15 protein-coding genes and 2 tRNA genes are annotated in these 16,522 nt (G+C 34.1%); 12 read left to right on the top strand and 5 right to left on the bottom strand.

Annotated elements, in window-relative coordinates; genetic code table 11:
• The first annotated feature begins 2 nt into the window (after nt 1–2).
• The 5 genes from NTX65_14855 (at nt 3) to NTX65_14835 (ending at nt 5,162) form a co-directional block, all read left to right on the top strand.
• Nucleotides 3–1,688 (top strand): hypothetical protein, encoded by a 1,686-nt coding sequence (locus NTX65_14855; GenBank protein MCX6170618.1) that lies wholly within the window; start codon nt 3–5, stop codon nt 1,686–1,688.
• 23 nt (nt 1,689–1,711) lie between these two features.
• Nucleotides 1,712–2,380, top strand: a complete 669-nt coding sequence (locus NTX65_14850) for an OmpA family protein (GenBank protein MCX6170617.1) — start codon at nt 1,712–1,714, stop codon at nt 2,378–2,380.
• Nucleotides 2,381–2,562: 182 nt separating this feature from the next.
• The gene (locus NTX65_14845; GenBank protein ID MCX6170616.1) at nt 2,563–4,074 is read left to right on the top strand and encodes an ion channel; all 1,512 of its coding nucleotides are present in this window, start codon (nt 2,563–2,565) and stop codon (nt 4,072–4,074) included.
• A gap of 402 nt (nt 4,075–4,476) precedes the next feature.
• Nucleotides 4,477–4,695, top strand: a complete 219-nt coding sequence (locus tag NTX65_14840) for a hypothetical protein (GenBank protein ID MCX6170615.1) — start codon at nt 4,477–4,479, stop codon at nt 4,693–4,695.
• 218 nt (nt 4,696–4,913) lie between these two features.
• Nucleotides 4,914–5,162, top strand: coding sequence for a transposase (locus NTX65_14835; GenBank protein MCX6170614.1), 249 nt, complete (start codon nt 4,914–4,916; stop codon nt 5,160–5,162).
• A 991-nt stretch (nt 5,163–6,153) separates the two neighbouring features.
• Here NTX65_14835 and NTX65_14830 read toward each other — a convergent pair.
• The gene (locus tag NTX65_14830; GenBank protein MCX6170613.1) at nt 6,154–7,179 is read right to left on the bottom strand and encodes a tyrosine-type recombinase/integrase; all 1,026 of its coding nucleotides are present in this window, start codon (nt 7,177–7,179) and stop codon (nt 6,154–6,156) included.
• 622 nt (nt 7,180–7,801) lie between these two features.
• Between NTX65_14830 and NTX65_14825 the strand changes: the two genes are divergently transcribed.
• Nucleotides 7,802–8,353 carry a hypothetical protein gene (locus NTX65_14825; GenBank protein ID MCX6170612.1) on the top strand — a complete coding sequence of 184 codons (552 nt, stop codon included), beginning with the start codon at nt 7,802–7,804 and terminating at the stop codon, nt 8,351–8,353.
• A gap of 300 nt (nt 8,354–8,653) precedes the next feature.
• Here NTX65_14825 and NTX65_14820 read toward each other — a convergent pair whose 3' ends face one another.
• The 4 genes from NTX65_14820 to NTX65_14805 form a co-directional block, all read right to left on the bottom strand.
• Complete coding sequence (locus NTX65_14820; protein ID MCX6170611.1) at nt 8,654–9,193, bottom strand: class I SAM-dependent methyltransferase; 540 nt, start codon at nt 9,191–9,193, stop codon at nt 8,654–8,656.
• Between the two features lie 33 nt (nt 9,194–9,226).
• Nucleotides 9,227–10,534: a radical SAM protein gene (locus NTX65_14815; GenBank protein ID MCX6170610.1), complete on the bottom strand. Its 1,308-nt coding sequence runs from the start codon at nt 10,532–10,534 to the stop codon at nt 9,227–9,229.
• 254 nt (nt 10,535–10,788) lie between these two features.
• On the bottom strand, nt 10,789–11,433 hold the full coding sequence (locus NTX65_14810) for a methyltransferase domain-containing protein (GenBank protein ID MCX6170609.1): 645 nt from the start codon (nt 11,431–11,433) through the stop codon (nt 10,789–10,791).
• Between the two features lie 42 nt (nt 11,434–11,475).
• The gene (locus tag NTX65_14805) at nt 11,476–12,759 is read right to left on the bottom strand and encodes an FAD-dependent oxidoreductase (GenBank protein ID MCX6170608.1); all 1,284 of its coding nucleotides are present in this window, start codon (nt 12,757–12,759) and stop codon (nt 11,476–11,478) included.
• 467 nt (nt 12,760–13,226) lie between these two features.
• On the opposite strand from NTX65_14805, the gene NTX65_14800 reads away from it, so the two are divergent.
• The 6 genes from NTX65_14800 to rplT all read left to right on the top strand — a co-directional run bounded on the left by NTX65_14800 (nt 13,227) and on the right by rplT (nt 16,514).
• A tRNA-Leu gene (locus NTX65_14800) sits at nt 13,227–13,312 on the top strand.
• A 48-nt stretch (nt 13,313–13,360) separates the two neighbouring features.
• Nucleotides 13,361–13,434: transfer RNA gene (locus tag NTX65_14795), tRNA-Val, on the top strand.
• A 41-nt stretch (nt 13,435–13,475) separates the two neighbouring features.
• A complete protein-coding gene (thrS, locus tag NTX65_14790) occupies nt 13,476–15,407 on the top strand; it encodes a threonine--tRNA ligase (GenBank protein MCX6170607.1) in 1,932 nt (643 codons plus the stop codon).
• A gap of 21 nt (nt 15,408–15,428) precedes the next feature.
• Nucleotides 15,429–15,947 carry a translation initiation factor IF-3 gene (gene infC, locus NTX65_14785; GenBank protein MCX6170606.1) on the top strand — a complete coding sequence of 173 codons (519 nt, stop codon included), beginning with the start codon at nt 15,429–15,431 and terminating at the stop codon, nt 15,945–15,947.
• Nucleotides 15,948–15,959: 12 nt separating this feature from the next.
• Nucleotides 15,960–16,151 (top strand): 50S ribosomal protein L35, encoded by a 192-nt coding sequence (rpmI, locus tag NTX65_14780; protein MCX6170605.1) that lies wholly within the window; start codon nt 15,960–15,962, stop codon nt 16,149–16,151.
• A 15-nt stretch (nt 16,152–16,166) separates the two neighbouring features.
• Entirely contained in the window at nt 16,167–16,514 is a 348-nt protein-coding gene (gene rplT / locus NTX65_14775) for a 50S ribosomal protein L20 (GenBank protein ID MCX6170604.1), read from the top strand.
• The last annotated feature ends 8 nt before the right edge of the window (nt 16,515–16,522 follow it).

Raw genomic sequence — 16,522 nt, 5'->3', positions numbered from 1 at the left:
ATATGATAATCGCAAGTATTACAAAGTTCATTTTACAATTTTTTTTCGCAAGTCCCACTTCAATATTTATTAACATATTTATAATAATAATAGCTTCATATGCGTTTATTAGAGTAATTCAACTATATATAAAAATATTAAATTCAAAAAAAGAATTTACTAAACTAGTTTGTTCAGTAGATGAAGGTATTGGTAAAGTACCTATTGTAAATTTTGCCTCATATTTAACCGTTATGGAAGAAGGTTCAATATTATACAAAAGATTGTATGAATTTCATAAAATACGTTTGTCAGGAAAAGAGCTATCGATTGATATAGTGGACAGTGTTGTAAGTACTATTCCGCTTCCAGGAGCTATGTCTGCAAAAAAAGTGTCTGGAATTCTTGTCTTACTTGGCTTATTAGGTACTATTGTTGGTCTTAGTCAATCTATTCTTCCGATGCGAGAACTTTTAGTTCAAAAAGATGTTGAGGCTATAACCAATTCAATGATCTCTTTTCTCTCAGGTATGTCGACAGCTTTTTCCACGACATTACTGGGAATTATTTCAACTTTACTAGTATTATTTATTTTGTTCTTTTATGAAAAGCATAAAAATTCGTTAGAAGAAAGTTTTGAAAGATTGATAGTTGGCAAAATTATTCCAGCATATTCTTTTGTCAAATCAAGAGATGATCTTGATGACATTAAACACATCATGACTGATATTTCGACCACTCTAACAGGTGTAGTTCAACAAACTGTGAAAACAAATGAAAATACACGTGAATTATATCAAAATCTATTTGATTCTGTAGCCTCTTTAACAAAAGTAATTCGGGAGGTTGTAACACCACTAGGGCAAAGTGGGAATATTCAGTCTGAGATGCTTTCAATATTACGGAATGTGGAAGAAGTATTTAATAAATTCTCCGAATCCTCCATAGAGATGAAAACCTCTATTTCAGATTTTACTTCAAAGTATGACCAGATGATAAGAAGTGTTGATGAAACAATTGGACAACTAAAAACTCAAAGTTTTGAAAGCCAGGAGCTGAAGAACCAATTATCAAGTTATTCTGAGAAGACTGATTCATTAATAACGAGAACCGACAGTTTTACTCTTGAAATAAGGAACACAAATGTCGAATTGCAAAAAATCATTCCTGAAATTGTAAAAATGACTTCCATTACTTTAAAAGATATCAAAGATTCAGTCCAAAACAGTATTAATGAAATTAATAAAACATTGTCATTAATGATGAACGAAGGAAATGATGGTTTTCTGTCAGGAATTAAAAAGATTAATGATGAGACGATCAATATGATAAAATATTTGAGACAAACTCTTGATGAACACTCAGAGAAACAATACGAACACATAGGCGAATTAACAAAGCAATTAAATACGACTCTTCTTTCTATTACAGAACAATTTACTTCTGCTCAAAATGCTTTTTCAACAGAAAATAAAAATATGTTAATAACAAATATCTCACAAATAACTAATTCTATATCACAGTTGAATTCTTCAGTGCAGACTAAAATAGATAATATGGCAGGTGAACTCAAGCAGGCAGTGCAATCCAGCATCAGAAAAATACCAAGTGTGGAAATAGACTCAGCTCTGAATGCTAAAAAGAAACCAACCAAGACTAAAAACTATAAAGCATTATTTTTTCCATTTAATTTTTTCTCTAAAAAGTAAATTGGTTTGAGGTTGATCTAATTATGAAAAAGAAACCAGAAGAGGTGGATTTTAATTTTTGGCCTAGTTTGTCGGACCTAACTATCATGGTGATGTTTATTCTAATACTCTTCATGTTTGTTTTAGTTATTAAAAATTATCTTAGCTTCCCGGTGGAAGAGATTCAAAAAAATAGAGATGGATTAATGCGAAGTATAAAACAAAGTCTCGGTAGAGATTCAACAATTATTGATCGCGATATATTAATTGGAACAAACCATACTATTGTATTTAAAGATGCGTTTCTATTTCAATCAGGTAAAGATCTTTTTGCTAGTGACAAAAGTGAAGATTTTATCCGAAAAGTTGGCCAAGCGATTAAAAAATACGTTGCTGAAAACAAGATATCACGTGTTGTGGTGGAAGGACACACGAATGATTTGCCGTATAATGGCAGCGTATTTAAAAATTGGTATCTTTCTGCAAATAGGGCCATAAAAATTATTGAAATTTTCGACAAAGAAGGGGTACGCGAAGCAAAAAAAGAAGAATCATCAAAACCATCCCGGCTCTTGTCAATTGCAGGTTATGCACAGTACGATTATGTAACAAAAAAATCTGAGCTGGGTGAAGAGGATGAAGAAGCAAGCAAGAGGATACAAATATTTATTGAATATAAAATAGGAAAAAGCGTAGAAGAAAAATTTCAATAATATTCAAAGACGATTGAAAGTGAATAAATGAAAATACTATCGAGTGCACTTTTGAAATAAAAGTATTTAATAGTTTATTCTAATTTAAATATATTTTGATACATTTTTATAAAATATAATTTATGTAAAATAATAGTTCTAAAAAGAGAAAGGAAAAAGCAAGAAATAAAGGAGGGTTTTAAATGAAATATAAATTGACGAATAATGATTTAGAGGATTACAAAGAATATTCTAATAAGCAAGCTAGAATTGAAATTATTACGATAGTTATATTTCTTATTGGTTTTGCATTTAGTGCTTTTATGCCCTCAATTAGAAAAGACCTGCTAGAACCGAATGGAGATTATTCGGCATGGATAAGTAATTCAGCATATGCTACCCTTTTATTCATTATAGGTCCGATCTTACAGTTGTATGTTATAAGAAGGGTGGGGGATCGAGAGATTAAAGGGTATTATTTATTTAGTGCATCTCGATCAATACTCATGGTGTGTATATTATATATCATGTATCTTGTATGTGTTCAGTTTATTATAATTCCGTGTACGTATTTGAATATGCTTGCTGTATTAGCACTTACTTTTTCAATTACGCTCGTGTTGGATATCGGTACGATTTGTAGTCATTTACTCGGCACAAAAGAGGACCCAAACTCTATATTTTCTCATGGTTTAGAACAGCAAACATTTAATAATCTAGTACATTTCCTTGGTCTATTCCTATGTATTTGTAGCCTGCTAGCATTAGCAATTGCTTTCTGGGATGGAGCACATAATCACCGAAGCATATACTCTGAAAATTTATTCCCAAATAAAGTATTTGAGAATAAAATTGAGAATGAAGAAAGTACTCTTTTATATTTTAATAGTGGTTCAGCAATTGTTGAGAGTTCTCCTAGTCAAACACCCTATGTTCAGGCCGTATTAGACTGGAGAGGATATTTAAAAAATTATGGAAATAGTAATAATGGTTTATTGAATGATCGAATGAAAGCCTTAAATTATAGTAGCATAAAGTTTATCCTGGATAAGATTGATTCTGATTCTTTGAGAAATTCACAAAAAAGAATAAGAATCAAACTAATTGGGCAGACTGATTTACAAGGAAAAGATACACTCAATAATAAATTCACATCTAATTATGAATTATCTCAAGCACGAACGGTACAAGTTCAAATGATATTAGCGGATTCTCTATTAGCCCGTGAGAAAAAAGCAATTCAAAATAAAAAAAGAAATATTTCAAATAATTTTAATATTGAATGGGCTCTTGTTCCAATGCCCAATGAAACAAATCATAAAAACTTAAAAATGGCGGATCCTTTAAGGAGACTTGTTAATATAATTATACAACCAATAAATCAGCATCAATCTGAAATTCAAATTTCATCCATTGCTATGAATAATAATATGGAACTATTGGATTACATGTATTTCATGATTTATACGATTACGACAACAGGTTATGGGGATATAAAACCAAAGGATGGTTTTATAAAATTTATAGTTTCTCTGGCGAACATTATTGAAGTATTTATTACAGTGATCTTCTTTGGTGCATTAATTGCGCGTTTTTCCATTGCGAAGTCAGGAGGTAAAGTTCTTGGTAATCATATAAAAAAAACTGAACGGGACAAGGTTGACAAAAGCCAAACATCAAACGCTGAAAATGATTCTCAAGATTTAAGTAACTGAATTACAATGGTAAACCTCTGAAATATTCTTCAAGATTTAAAAACTTTTTTATGAATAGTGTTCTAAGAGAGTAAACAAACTTGAGAAGAAGATTAGCACCAATAAGGTTAATAACATCGATTTGTTTACACAAGCAGCTAATGTAGGATTTGAGAATCATATAAAAACCCAATGCAAAAGAGCATTAGAAACGAACAACCAAAAAATAAACTGGAGCGATTTAATAGCTCCAATAGAACAAAAGTTAGTCAGAGGACAAGCAAAAACACTGAAGTCGGAGAAAACCATTTTCACTGGAGGCAATAATAAAATGTTTCATTCTCCAGACAATCTACAATCTTTCCGATCCCTGATTTAGAAGAAGAAATTGCTGATAGACGAAGTTTTCAAATATTTTTAGGAATTACCAGCGAAGATTCAATCTCCGATGAAACGACACTTGTTTGCTTCCGTAAAACATTTTCTTCCCTGGGATTAGATAAGATGCTATTTGATAGATTCAGCAGACTGCTGCATCGAAAACAATTAATAGTGGGAAAATGGACAATAGTAGATGCAGCATTAAAACAAGCTCAAGCTAGGCTATCAAGCAACAAAGACAAGGATTCAAACTTTACCTAGAAACGAGGAAAAAGACGTATTGCGGTTGTAAAGGGCATATCTCCATTAATGAAGACAGTTAAATAATAAAGCAACTTGAATTTACCAAAATAAGTGTTCACGACTCCAATAAATTTGACACCCTTGTAGATTGCACTTAATTAGCAGTTTTTGGCTATAAGGACTATGCTAATAAACCGAGAAGAAAGAAACTGGAATCCAAAGGAATATTTTATAGTATCCTAGAAAAAGGTTCCCGCAATAAACCATTAACTCTGGTTCAGAAGAAAGTAAATCGATTGCTCTCAAGTATTAGAAACAGAGTTGAGAAGACTTTTGCATTCATAAAAAAAGTCTTGGACTATGAAAGGTGTAGTTACTATGACCTAGCAAGAAACCGTTTAAAGCAGACAACACTATTTCAAAGAACGTATTATTACGTATACAAGAATTATTATTTCAAAAAAACAGTAATACTTAAAAACTAATTAATTAACAGAATACTCAGATGTCTCTAGAAATAAGTAATAACAAAATTTTGATCAAACCATTAATTAAATGAATATTATAAATTTATTACTTCGTTATATCAAAGTTATAATTATTGCAACTCTTACACAATTGATAGGTTTATTAGGCTTTTTCTTCCTTTCCGGATTTATCCTTCTTATTCTTTCGAAAATGACTCGAAAACTTTTTCAGAAAGCTGGATTCCTTAGATTGGATATTTATTTCACGGGTTGGTTGGGGACACCCGTGCATGAGATTGGACACGCGATTTTCTGTTTAATTTTCGTCCATAAAATTGAAAATATCAGCCTTTTTACACCGAATAATTATGGCTCGCTTGGGCATGTTAATCATAGCTATAACCCAAATAATTATTATCAGAATGTTGGCAATTTTTTTATAGGAGTTGGACCGATAATATTTGGTGTTTTTATCATCTATGGGATAATGTATTGCTTGCTCCCGAATAATATTGAAATAATAAAAATACTTTCTTCGTCAAGGTGGAACAGATTAAATCTGTCAAACATTTTTAACAATTGTGCTCTTATTGTTGATTATAGTCTAAGTCTATTAAAAAAAATTTTCAGTTCTTCTAATTATGGCCATCTGACTTTCTGGCTCTTTCTGTATTTTTCTCTTTGTGTAGCCTCTCACATGGAACTGAGTCTGCCAGATATTAAAGGCATGTGGAAGGGATTATTTTTTATAATAATTATAATGTTAGCAATAAATTCTTTTTTTCTTGTAGTTGGATATGACGTAAGTTCTTATCTTATAAAACTAAACTACTTGAGTGGGAATCTAATTACACTTTTTATCTTTGCAATTGTTATCTCTTTGTCTAATCTCCTATTTACTTTTATTATATTAACTATTATCTATTTCTTTAAATACAAGAAATTTCTTTTATTTTCCTAATTAGATTCTTTGGAATAAGATAAGATTATTTTTTTTATTTTAATCACTTTATAAGAACAAATTAACGGCGTCTCTCAAATTCTGTTGCTGTAAGTGACTATAAATTTGTGTAGTTGTGAGTGATTCATGTCCTAGCAATTCTTTTACTACATATAAAGAGACACCTTTCTGAACCAAGAGCGAAGCGAATGAATGTCTTAAAGTATGGAAATGTACTTTCTCATCAAGTCTAGCAATTCTGACTAAAGCTTTGAACTTCTTACTTATGAAATTTTCATTGAATTTGATCCCTGGACACTTTGAAAAAACATACTCCTCATTCTTGATATTGATTACTCTAGGGAACCGAGTAGTTAAAATTGCTTGGAGATTTGAATTAAAGGGAATGATCCTCTCATTTTTACTTTTGGTTGTAAACTCTTCGGAGCATTTAACAATGATATAATTTTCTTTAAAATTAACCCATGACCATTTCATATTGAGTATTTCACTGAGTCGCATTCCTGTATAGAAAGCGATAGTAAATAAATCTTTAAGATACCCCTCTTTAGTATTTACGAGGATTATACTTAACTCAGTTTCAGATATGAAAATTGGGAAGACTTTTGAAACTTTTGGAGATCTTATTTTCTTCAGAGCGTTTTCTGACAGGTAATCCCAAAGGACTGCTTTACTTAAAGCTGCTTTTAGAGTGCGATAATAGAGAGAAGCACTGCGCGGAGCCCTCTTGAAAGTAGCAGTAATAAATTTATCAAGAGTGCGTAGATCTAATCGGTCAAGATGAATTTCCCCAGTGTATGCATGCAATAGTCTGAAGGATGTCTGCACTGATCTAATGTAGTGTTTTGATTTCGTGGCTTGAACATAATTCAAATATTCTTGCTGGAATTCTGATAGTGTAATTGTAACATAAACAGGTTTCTGTTCGGGTTTTGGGATAGGTAGCTTAAATGATTTTTGGAAACGAGTAGCTTCTTTTTCATTTTTAGTTTTTGTTGAAATGGTTTTTCTTTTACCTTCAAAGAAATATACTAGTTGATAATATGGCGACTTGTTGTCTTTGAAAATATACATGGCAAACTCCTTTTTGCCGTGTATGGACTTTGTATGGAGTGACCAAAACCCTAATTATTCAGTCTGAATTACTACGAATCCCGATTACTCATAATCAGCGGGTCGGAGGTTCAAGTCCTTCAGGGCCCACTCAAAAACCTCGAAAATGTTATGTTTTCGAGGTTTTATATTTTCGGTCAAAAGTAGCCCGATGATTACTTATTGAATTCTAGTACGGACTTTTTGTGAAGAAATTTAAATTCGTAATAAATTCATAGAACAATGGCATATTTGACTCATTGACGATTCATAATATTGTTTTAAAACAATTATTATCAAGTCTATAAAAGGGATTTTACATTGAATAGTAATAGAGCTGACCGATTATTTAATAGTGTTGGATCGATATTTTAATGAAATCTGTCGATTCATCTATTGTGAAATGAATTCTAAGATAATGGCCCAAGTAGGAATTAAATATTTCTAACAAGTCGCCTTATTAATGAATAAGTCCGTATCTTTGTTGTAGTTATTTTGTATGAATGCCCTTATAATCGAAATAAACTTGATTTAGAAATCTGCGCGGAAAATACTAATTAGTCTATCCTGAAAATCAATTAATTTTAAAACGAGAAGAAAAGTAATGAAAAAAGAAGATTGCATTTTATTCAGCGGCGGTATAAATGGAGCAGAATCGGAATTCGGGATGAATGCCGAACATTTCGGAATTGAAGAAGTTAATTTTACTTTCGAAGGACACTCGATAAACCGCCAGCGCGGAATTAGAATGTTGAATCACGATGAACTAAAAAACGGCGATGTGAGCCTAGAGTATATCTCCAAGTTAATGAACCGTAATTACACAGAAACTCCTCTGTTCAGAAAAATTCTTCAGAGTATTTGGTATCAGATAAATAGCGGTCAGGAAATTTATGTTGTAGGCGAAATTCTGGAGAACAACACAGTAAAAGGTGGAACCGGATGGGGTGCTGAATTTGCGAAGTTGTGCAACAAACCTATTTTCGTTTTCGATCAAAAGCGTGATGGCTGGTTTACTTGGAAGCAATTAAATTGGATTCCCTGTGAAAAAGAACCCGTCATTCAACATGTTCATTTTGTAGGAACCGGAACACGTTTTCTAGAAGAGAACGGGAAAAAAGCAATCAAAGAACTTTTTGAAAGAAGTTTCAAATAATCACCCCGATGAATTTGAATCCCGCTGATATCCGGTTTTATTTGCGGGATATTTATTCCAATAACCAGTTGATGCTCCAATAATTTTCTTGAACTGAAATTATTATCTAAGCTGTGAAGATGAAGACTCATCGATTGATAGTGAAAATATTATTCAGAATCTAATCCTACTAAACTACCTATCCCAGTACACAAAGAAATACAAAGTACTTATAAACGATTTAAATAAGAGTTATTTAGCTCGATACTAATTTTATTGAATTGGGTTATGTAAAAATGAAAAAATAAATTGCACGGGTTCTTAGCTCAGTAAATAGAGAGATAAGTTTGTCAATGGGATAGCAGTGAAAGATATAAATCCGGCATCTTTTGAAAGTTGTTCAATAAATTCCGGTTTCAATCTGTGTTCTAACGGCGGTCCAAACTCCTGAACCTCGTAATTCCATTCCAGTATTGCTGCTTGTTTTACAGATACTCTTTCAATTTCCTTCAGCACTTTATTAAAATCATCTACTTCATGAAAGACTAATCCCATAAAAATCATATCAAAGGATTTATCTTCAAAAGGAAGTGATTCCGCTGATGCAAGTTTAAATTGGCAGTTAGGCAAATAATCTTTTGCAGCTATTAACATTTCTTGATTGGCATCGATTCCCGATACTTTAATATTTCTTTTATAAAATGCTTCTGCAAAAAGTCCGCTGCCTGTTCCGATATCAAGAACGGAAGCAATCTTCGAACCGTTTAAGCAAAGATCAACCACTCGCTCTACTTCCAATCTCCCGGTTCTTTCAGGCGATCGAAGGCGTTCTACTCCGCTATTATAGACTCGTTCATTCATCTACTGTTCCTTTCATAAATTATTTACCGGTTATTACTTTTCACAAAAATAATGTGAAATTCCCATCTCCAACAACTGTGTTATCGGACGGCAATCAGGTGAAGTTAAACTGCCTGTTCTATTTTTCGCAATCGAAGCACAACCGCCTCCACATGCTAGTTGCAGATTACAACTTTTACATTCGGGAATTGTTGTTACATCCCGTTCTTCCCAAACTTTTATCAAGTCATTAGCTTTATTTACTGTCGGATAATAAGTACCCAACTCTTCTCCTTTTTTCCCAACGGTTGCTGTGCATGCATAAATATGCCCGGAACCATCAAAAGCCCATTCTGTTTTACAGCCGGTACAGTCATCAAAAAGAGGAGCCGGTAATTCTCCATTATCAAATAAAAATTTTGAAACGGAAAAAGCAGGTTTGTGAAATTCTGTGATTTCCGGATGTTCTTCTATCAAAGAATAGATCGCCTCATAAAATTCAAGACGCGTGAATAATTTGCTCTGAGACGATTGGCAATAATGCAGTTCGTAATTTCTGCCAAGCTGTGTCTTGAAATATTGACTTTTCGTCCAACCTTTTTCTACTGCAAATTTCGAAAGATCAACAAGTGAATTGAGATTTTCTTTATCAATCACAACTCTAAGATTAATATTGATTTTATTAGCCAATGCTTCATCAATGCCATCAACAATTTGAAGGAACGTTTCTCCGCCATTTTTAAGCGGGCGGCGGGAATTATGAATTTCGCCAATACCATCAAGTGTTACCTGAACTTCTCTAATCCTATATTCATTAAGTAGGGAAGTGTATTCTTTAAGTGAAAATCCATTTGTAACTAAAGCCGTATCCAAACCATTTTCTGTGGCTTGCTGCAAGATATACTCAATCGATTTTCGTGAAGCTTCTGACGGCAGAAGCGGCTCTCCGCCGAAGACGGTAATATATTTTCTTCTTCCGGCGAATTCCTTTTTTACATATGAAAAGAAAGCATCAATAACTTCTTTAGATATAGATTGTTTTTCAAGATCGTAACCGGATTGATAGCAATACGAGCAGCCAAAGTTACACGCGTACCATGGCACAAAAAATATTTGAACTTCATCCTTATCTCTGTCCTCAATGAACTCGAGATATTTGTTCATGTATAATTTTTTCTCTTCATTCTCATCAATCAAATAACCTTTGTCAAGGTATTCTTGAACGTCGCCAAAGTTGCCGGTTATTATTTCATTTGCCTTCTCGAGCTGAAGAATATCCGCATTACCGGAAAGAAGATTTACTAGATAGTAATCATCAGAATTTCTAATCTTTGAAAAGATATTATATTTTGAAAAATACATTTACAATTCCTGTTTCTGAAAAAACGTTAATAAAAAAAATCCGGCATTGAGCCGGATTTTCCGCACTAAAAACTAGTCGTGGCAACCTGTAGCAATTACCGAGACTTTAGCACAACATTGAGCAACTTTAACATTGCTCTTTTTTTTCGAGATGAGAGATTTCATCATCTACTCCGTATTTGGTATTTAAATCTGATAACCGAAGATGAATTCAATTATCGTTAAAATTATTAATCGAAATAATTAGAAAGATATTAATCAGAACATCCGCAATTTTTTCTTTTACCTACAACCGTAAAACTAGCTACTTTTATTTTACCTTTATCATAGGGTTGGCTCTCTTCAATAATATCTATATCAACAAAACCTACTTTTTCAAGAATATCTATGTAGAGATCTTTCCTAATAGCGCCTGCCCAGCATTCTGCAACAGCAACCGGATCGTTTTTATATTCATCCGGTACATCTATGAGCGAATAAATATCACTAACAGAAAAACGTCCGCCTTTTTTAAGTATACGATGAATCTCTTGCCAGACTTTTAATTTGTCAGATGCATGATTGATCGTACAATTCGAAATAATAAGATCTGCTTGCTTATCAGAAATCTCAATTTGTTCTAACTCGGATTTAACAAATTTTACATTAGTAACACCAAATTTTTCTGAATTAGCTTTCGCTTTTTCCAGCATTCCATCTGAAATATCAACTCCGTATACGAAGCCGTTCGGTCCAACTTCTTCTGCCATTCTTAGAACATCATTCCCTCTGCCGCATCCTAAATCCACACAAACTTCGTTTTTCTGCGGCTCAGCATAATTGATGGCGCCGCCGCAAGAAAGGCAACAACTGCTTTCTGCAAGTTCTCCGTAACGTTTATTTATTTCTAATGTATCCATAATTTCTCTTCAAATAGTTTTAGTAATTAAGTTATTGAATTTCTATTCCAACTCTTTTGAAATTGTAATTGCTGCAACAGTTCCATCTGCAACCGCCGTAGTAATTTGTCTGAATTGTTTTCCAGCAACATCTCCAATTGCAAATACATCTTCCATGTTTGTCTTCATATTTGCGTCTACATTTACATAACCCCATTTATCAAGTGTCAGCCGATTATCAAGATCTTCTAAGTTTGGTATCATTCCGGCAAAAATAAAAACTCCATCACAACTAATAGTTTTATATTCGTGTGTTCTGAGATCTTCTACTACAACTTCATTAACTACTGAACCGTTCTTCACAAATTCTCTCGGTTCATGCTCAAAAATAAATTCAATTTTTGGATTGGCGAATGCTTTTTCCTGGGCAACTTTGTTAGCCTGCAGTTTATCAAATTGATGAACGATTGAAACTTTACTAGCAAATTTTGTAATAAATAATGCTTCTTCTATCGCAGAGTTGCCGCCGCCTATAACTACAACATGTTTTCCTTCATAAAACTTTGCATCGCAGGTTGCGCAATACGAAATTCCTTGTCCCTTATATTCAAGTTCACCTTTGACTCCCAATTTTCTTGGTGAAGCACCGGTTGCTATAATAATTTTTTTCGCATGAATCGTTTCGACTCCATCGATCTCAATGCTTTTATTTACTAAGTCGATCCATGTAACATCTACAGCAGATCTAAAATTTACGCCGGTGGCTTTTGCTTGTTCTGCCATATGATGCATCAACATATATCCGGAAATCGGTTCTTCATAACCGGGATAATTCCAAACCATGTGAGTCACCTTAACTTGTCCGCCCGGTAAGTCTTTATCAACTATTATAGTATTTAGTTTTGCTTGTGCAGAGTAAATGCCGGAAGTTAAACCTGCCGGTCCGCCTCCGAGTATTAGTACATCACAATTTGTATCGGATTTTTGAAATGAATTTTTAAGGATTGCGGCTCTTTCTTTCGAAATAAGAAGTTCCAAATTTTTTATGATATCGGCGCGCTTGATTCCACCGGTTAATCTTTCACCTACCATCTCGCCATTTTTATAAAACAATAATGTAGGGGATCCAGAAACTCCTAATGATACTGCGAGTTCCTTGTTCTCTTGTCTAAATATTTTTATGAATTTAATGTCGTCGCCGTATACATCGCTTAGGCTTTCAAATTTAGTTGCCAATGCCTCGCAAGGAGGGCATTCGCTTGAATAAAAATCAACTACTACATTTCCGGATTTTAATACTTCAGTTTCAAATTCTTTAGAAGTAATGTTCATAATTTTTTCAGACATCAACTGTCTCCATAATAATTGAAATTTTCTATAATAATAATCAGATACTGGAGTGTTGGATGCTGTTTTTATTAATTGGATTCATAAAAAATGAAAAATTAAATACTGTTCTGAAGGCTTTTGATCCTCAGTACTTAAGGATTAAGTACAATATTCGTTTATGAACCCATCAGTATTTGGATAGCAGCATAAATCCAAATATGGAATCGGTAGATTTGTTATCTGTGTAAGTGTAATGTATTTTTGCGGTGAGTCAATTATGATCCTCTTACTACACGCTAAGGTACGACTTACGGTAATCTGCTAAAGAATAAATTTAATTGACGGATTGAAGTACAAAACATTGCAACGAATCAAAAAAAAAGTTTATATTTGCACCGCGTTTTGTGCCGGGGTGGCGGAACCTGTCCCGCTTTGCGGGATTGGTAAACGAAGTTGTGATTCATAATTTGTAGAAATGTAAATCTGCCGGGGTGGCGGAATTGGTAGACGCACAGGACTTAAAATCCTGTGGGTGGTCACACCCGTGCCGGTTCGAGTCCGGCCCTCGGTACTAACTTTTTTGATTTGGGTTTTGTAAAAATGACAAAATAATTTGCACGGGTTCTTAGCTCAGTTGGTTAGAGCGTCTGCTTGACGTGCAGAAGGTCATAGGTTCGAATCCTATAGAACCCACACCAACTCGGAGTTTTCTCCGATTTTTTTTAGTAAAGATTATGGATAAAATAAAAATAAAATTTCCCGACGGATCGGAAAGGGAATTCGATAAAGGAATTACCCCCTTTGAAGTTGCAAAATCGATTTCTAATCGTCTTGCCGATGAAGCTTTGGTTGCAAAAATTGACGGCGCAGTGCGTGAACTTTCAACCAAAATAAATCAAGACGCATCGTTACAGATTTTCACTTTTGAAGATGCACAAGGGAAGGAAACCTACTGGCATTCAACTTCACATTTGATGGCGCACGCCATTCAATCAATTTACCCTGAAGCCAAATTTGGAGTCGGTCCTGCAATTGATGCCGGGTTCTACTATGATATTGATATCAATTCGGTTTTAAGCGAAGAAGATCTGGCAAAGATTGAAAAGAAGATGATGGAAATATCATCTCAGAAAAATCCATTTAAACGTACCGAGCTGCCGAAGAAAGATGCTGTGAAATTCTTTGAGAAAAAGGGAGATAATTACAAGCTCGAGATTTTAAGTGAACTTGACGATTCAAATGATATTATTAGTATATATGACGAAGGTGATTTTACTGATCTCTGCTTAGGTCCTCATTTACCTGATGCAGGAAAAATTAAATTTGTGAAACTTCTGACTGTCTCCGGATCTTACTGGCGCGGCGATGAAAAGAATAAACGAATGCAGAGGATCTACGGCATTTCATTTCCTAAAAAGAAAATGCTCGAAGATTATCTCTTGTTCCTTGAAGAAGCAAAGAAACGCGATCACCGTAAACTCGGTAAACAGCTCGATCTCTTTAGCATTCATGAAGAAGCCGGTGCGGGACTTATATACTGGCATCCTAAAGGTTCACGAGTAAGAAATACTATAGAAACATTTTGGAGATCAGAACATTTTAAAAATGGTTATGATCTTCTTTATTCACCGCATATGGGTAAAAGCTGGCTGTGGGAAACAAGCGGTCACTTAGTTACATATAAAGAGAATATGTATTCACCGATGAGTATTGACGATCAGGATTATTTTGTTAAACCGATGAATTGCCCGTTTCATATTATGATTTATAAGACACAACTCCGTTCATATAGAGATTTGCCTTTACGATGGGCTGAACTCGGGACGGTATACAGATACGAAAAAAGCGGTGTGCTTCATGGACTTTTAAGAGTCCGCGGATTTACTCAAGATGATGCTCATATATTCTGTACACATGAACAAATGGAAGATGAGATTATAGAAGTTGTTCGCTTTTCGATCGCGTTGCTGAGCGCATTTGGTTTTAATGAATTAAAATTCTACGTTGCAACAAAGCCTGAAAAGGCTGTTGGTGAAGATCAAGATTGGGAAAAAGCAACTCAATCGTTAAAGCATGCTATGGAGAGAGAAAATCTTCCGTATGAAATGGATGAAGGCGGCGGTGCGTTTTACGGACCTAAAATTGATATTAAGATTAAAGATGCATTGAACCGTGAATGGCAGTTAAGCACAATTCAATTTGATTTCAACCTGCCTGCAAGATTCAAAATGACTTATATCGGTGAAGATGGCAAAGAACATCAGCCCTATATGGTTCATAGAGCATTACTTGGTTCAATAGAAAGATTCATGGGAATTTTAATTGAACATTACGGCGGTGCTTTTCCTCCATGGTTAGCGCCAGTTCAAGTTGCTGTAATTCCGGTTTCGCAAAATTTCTTTGATTATGGTAAAAAAGTTGTAGCTGAGTTAAAATCAAAAAATATTATTGTTGAGCTTGATGAGCGAAATGAGAAGATCGGATATAAAATTCGTGATTGGGAAACTCATAAAGTACCATATATGTTGATAGTAGGAGAGAAAGAAAAAGAATCCGGAACGGTATCGGTTCGCCAACATAAACTTGGAGACAAGGGAAGTATATCACTGCAAGATTTTATAAATACGATTTCTGAAGAAATAAACAACAGAGTAAATCACATTTAAGCGAGGTATTCCATTAGTCAAATAAAATATCGAGTCAACCAGGAAATTAGAATTCCAGAAGTTAGGCTCATAGGACCCAATGGAGAAGCTATTGGTGTTGTATCAATAAAAGATGCACTTAAAAAATCAGAAGAAGCTCAGATGGATTTGGTTGAGATTGCCCCTCAGGCAACCCCTCCGGTTTGCAAGATCATTGATTACGGCAAATTTTCATATGAGATTCAGAAAAAAGAGAAACTTCAGAAAAAGAAACAACAGGTTAGCGTATTAAAAGAGATTAGACTACATCCAAATACAGATACACATGATTTCGATTTTAAAGCAAGACACGCAATTAATTTTATAGAGGATGGCGATAAAGTAAAAGTATCTGTAATATTTAAAGGAAGAGAATTAGCATATACAGAAATAGGCGAGACATTGTTACGGAAATTCCTTGAACGCTTAGCAGATGTTGCTAAAGTTGAACAGGAACCAAAGTTTGAAGGAAGGGCAATGCACGCAATTTTAGCACCGTCAAAAAGCAAAAAGAAAAAATAAACAGGTGAACAAATGCCAAAAATGAAAAGTAATCGTGGAGCGGCTAAAACATTTCGCAAAACCGCATCCGGAAAGATCAAAAGAAATAAAGCTTTTAAATCACACATACTTACTTCTAAATCTACCAAGAGAAAAAGAGGATTGAGAAAATCCACTTTAGTCTCTGCATCCGAACAGAAGCGTATAACCAGATTAATTCAATAAGGAGAAAGTAATACCATGCCAAGGTCAGTCAATCACGCAGCGTCAAAAGCGAAGCGTAAGAAAATTCTTAAAATGGCGAAGGGCTACTGGGGTGCCCGGGGCAATGTTTATACCATTGCTAAAACTGCAGTTGAAAAAGGTTTGCAGCACGCGTACAGAGACCGCAAACTTAAAAAGAGAGAATTCCGTTCATTATGGATTGTCAGAATTAACGCTGCATCTAGATTGAATGGCACAACATATTCGCGTTTAATTAATGCCCTCGATAAGAAAGGCATTACAATTAACAGAAAGTTATTAGCAAGTATGGCAATTGAAAATCCTCAAGCTTTTACAGATATCGTAAAATTTGCTATGAACTAATTTTTTCC

It is taken from the genome of Ignavibacteriales bacterium (assembly GCA_026390795.1).
Classification (GTDB): Bacteria; Bacteroidota; Ignavibacteria; order Ignavibacteriales; family Melioribacteraceae; genus Fen-1258.
Note: the sequence above shows the minus strand (reverse complement) of the source record. Positions and strands in the feature narration are given on the sequence as shown.

What these genes read in the sequence shown, in the direction of transcription:
- NTX65_14855 (MCX6170618.1), top strand. Translation starts at nt 3, where the DNA reads ATGATAATCGCAAGTATTACAAAGTTCATTTTACAATTTTTTTTCGCA.
- NTX65_14850 (MCX6170617.1), top strand. Translation starts at nt 1,712, where the DNA reads ATGAAAAAGAAACCAGAAGAGGTGGATTTTAATTTTTGGCCTAGTTTG.
- NTX65_14845 (MCX6170616.1), top strand. Translation starts at nt 2,563, where the DNA reads ATGAAATATAAATTGACGAATAATGATTTAGAGGATTACAAAGAATAT.
- NTX65_14830 (MCX6170613.1), bottom strand. Translation starts at nt 7,179, where the DNA reads ATGTATATTTTCAAAGACAACAAGTCGCCATATTATCAACTAGTATAT.
- NTX65_14825 (MCX6170612.1), top strand. Translation starts at nt 7,802, where the DNA reads ATGAAAAAAGAAGATTGCATTTTATTCAGCGGCGGTATAAATGGAGCA.
- NTX65_14820 (MCX6170611.1), bottom strand. Translation starts at nt 9,193, where the DNA reads ATGAATGAACGAGTCTATAATAGCGGAGTAGAACGCCTTCGATCGCCT.
- NTX65_14815 (MCX6170610.1), bottom strand. Translation starts at nt 10,534, where the DNA reads ATGTATTTTTCAAAATATAATATCTTTTCAAAGATTAGAAATTCTGAT.
- NTX65_14810 (MCX6170609.1), bottom strand. Translation starts at nt 11,433, where the DNA reads ATGGATACATTAGAAATAAATAAACGTTACGGAGAACTTGCAGAAAGC.
- NTX65_14805 (MCX6170608.1), bottom strand. Translation starts at nt 12,759, where the DNA reads ATGTCTGAAAAAATTATGAACATTACTTCTAAAGAATTTGAAACTGAA.
- thrS (MCX6170607.1), top strand. Translation starts at nt 13,476, where the DNA reads ATGGATAAAATAAAAATAAAATTTCCCGACGGATCGGAAAGGGAATTC.
- rpmI (MCX6170605.1), top strand. Translation starts at nt 15,960, where the DNA reads ATGCCAAAAATGAAAAGTAATCGTGGAGCGGCTAAAACATTTCGCAAA.
- rplT (MCX6170604.1), top strand. Translation starts at nt 16,167, where the DNA reads ATGCCAAGGTCAGTCAATCACGCAGCGTCAAAAGCGAAGCGTAAGAAA.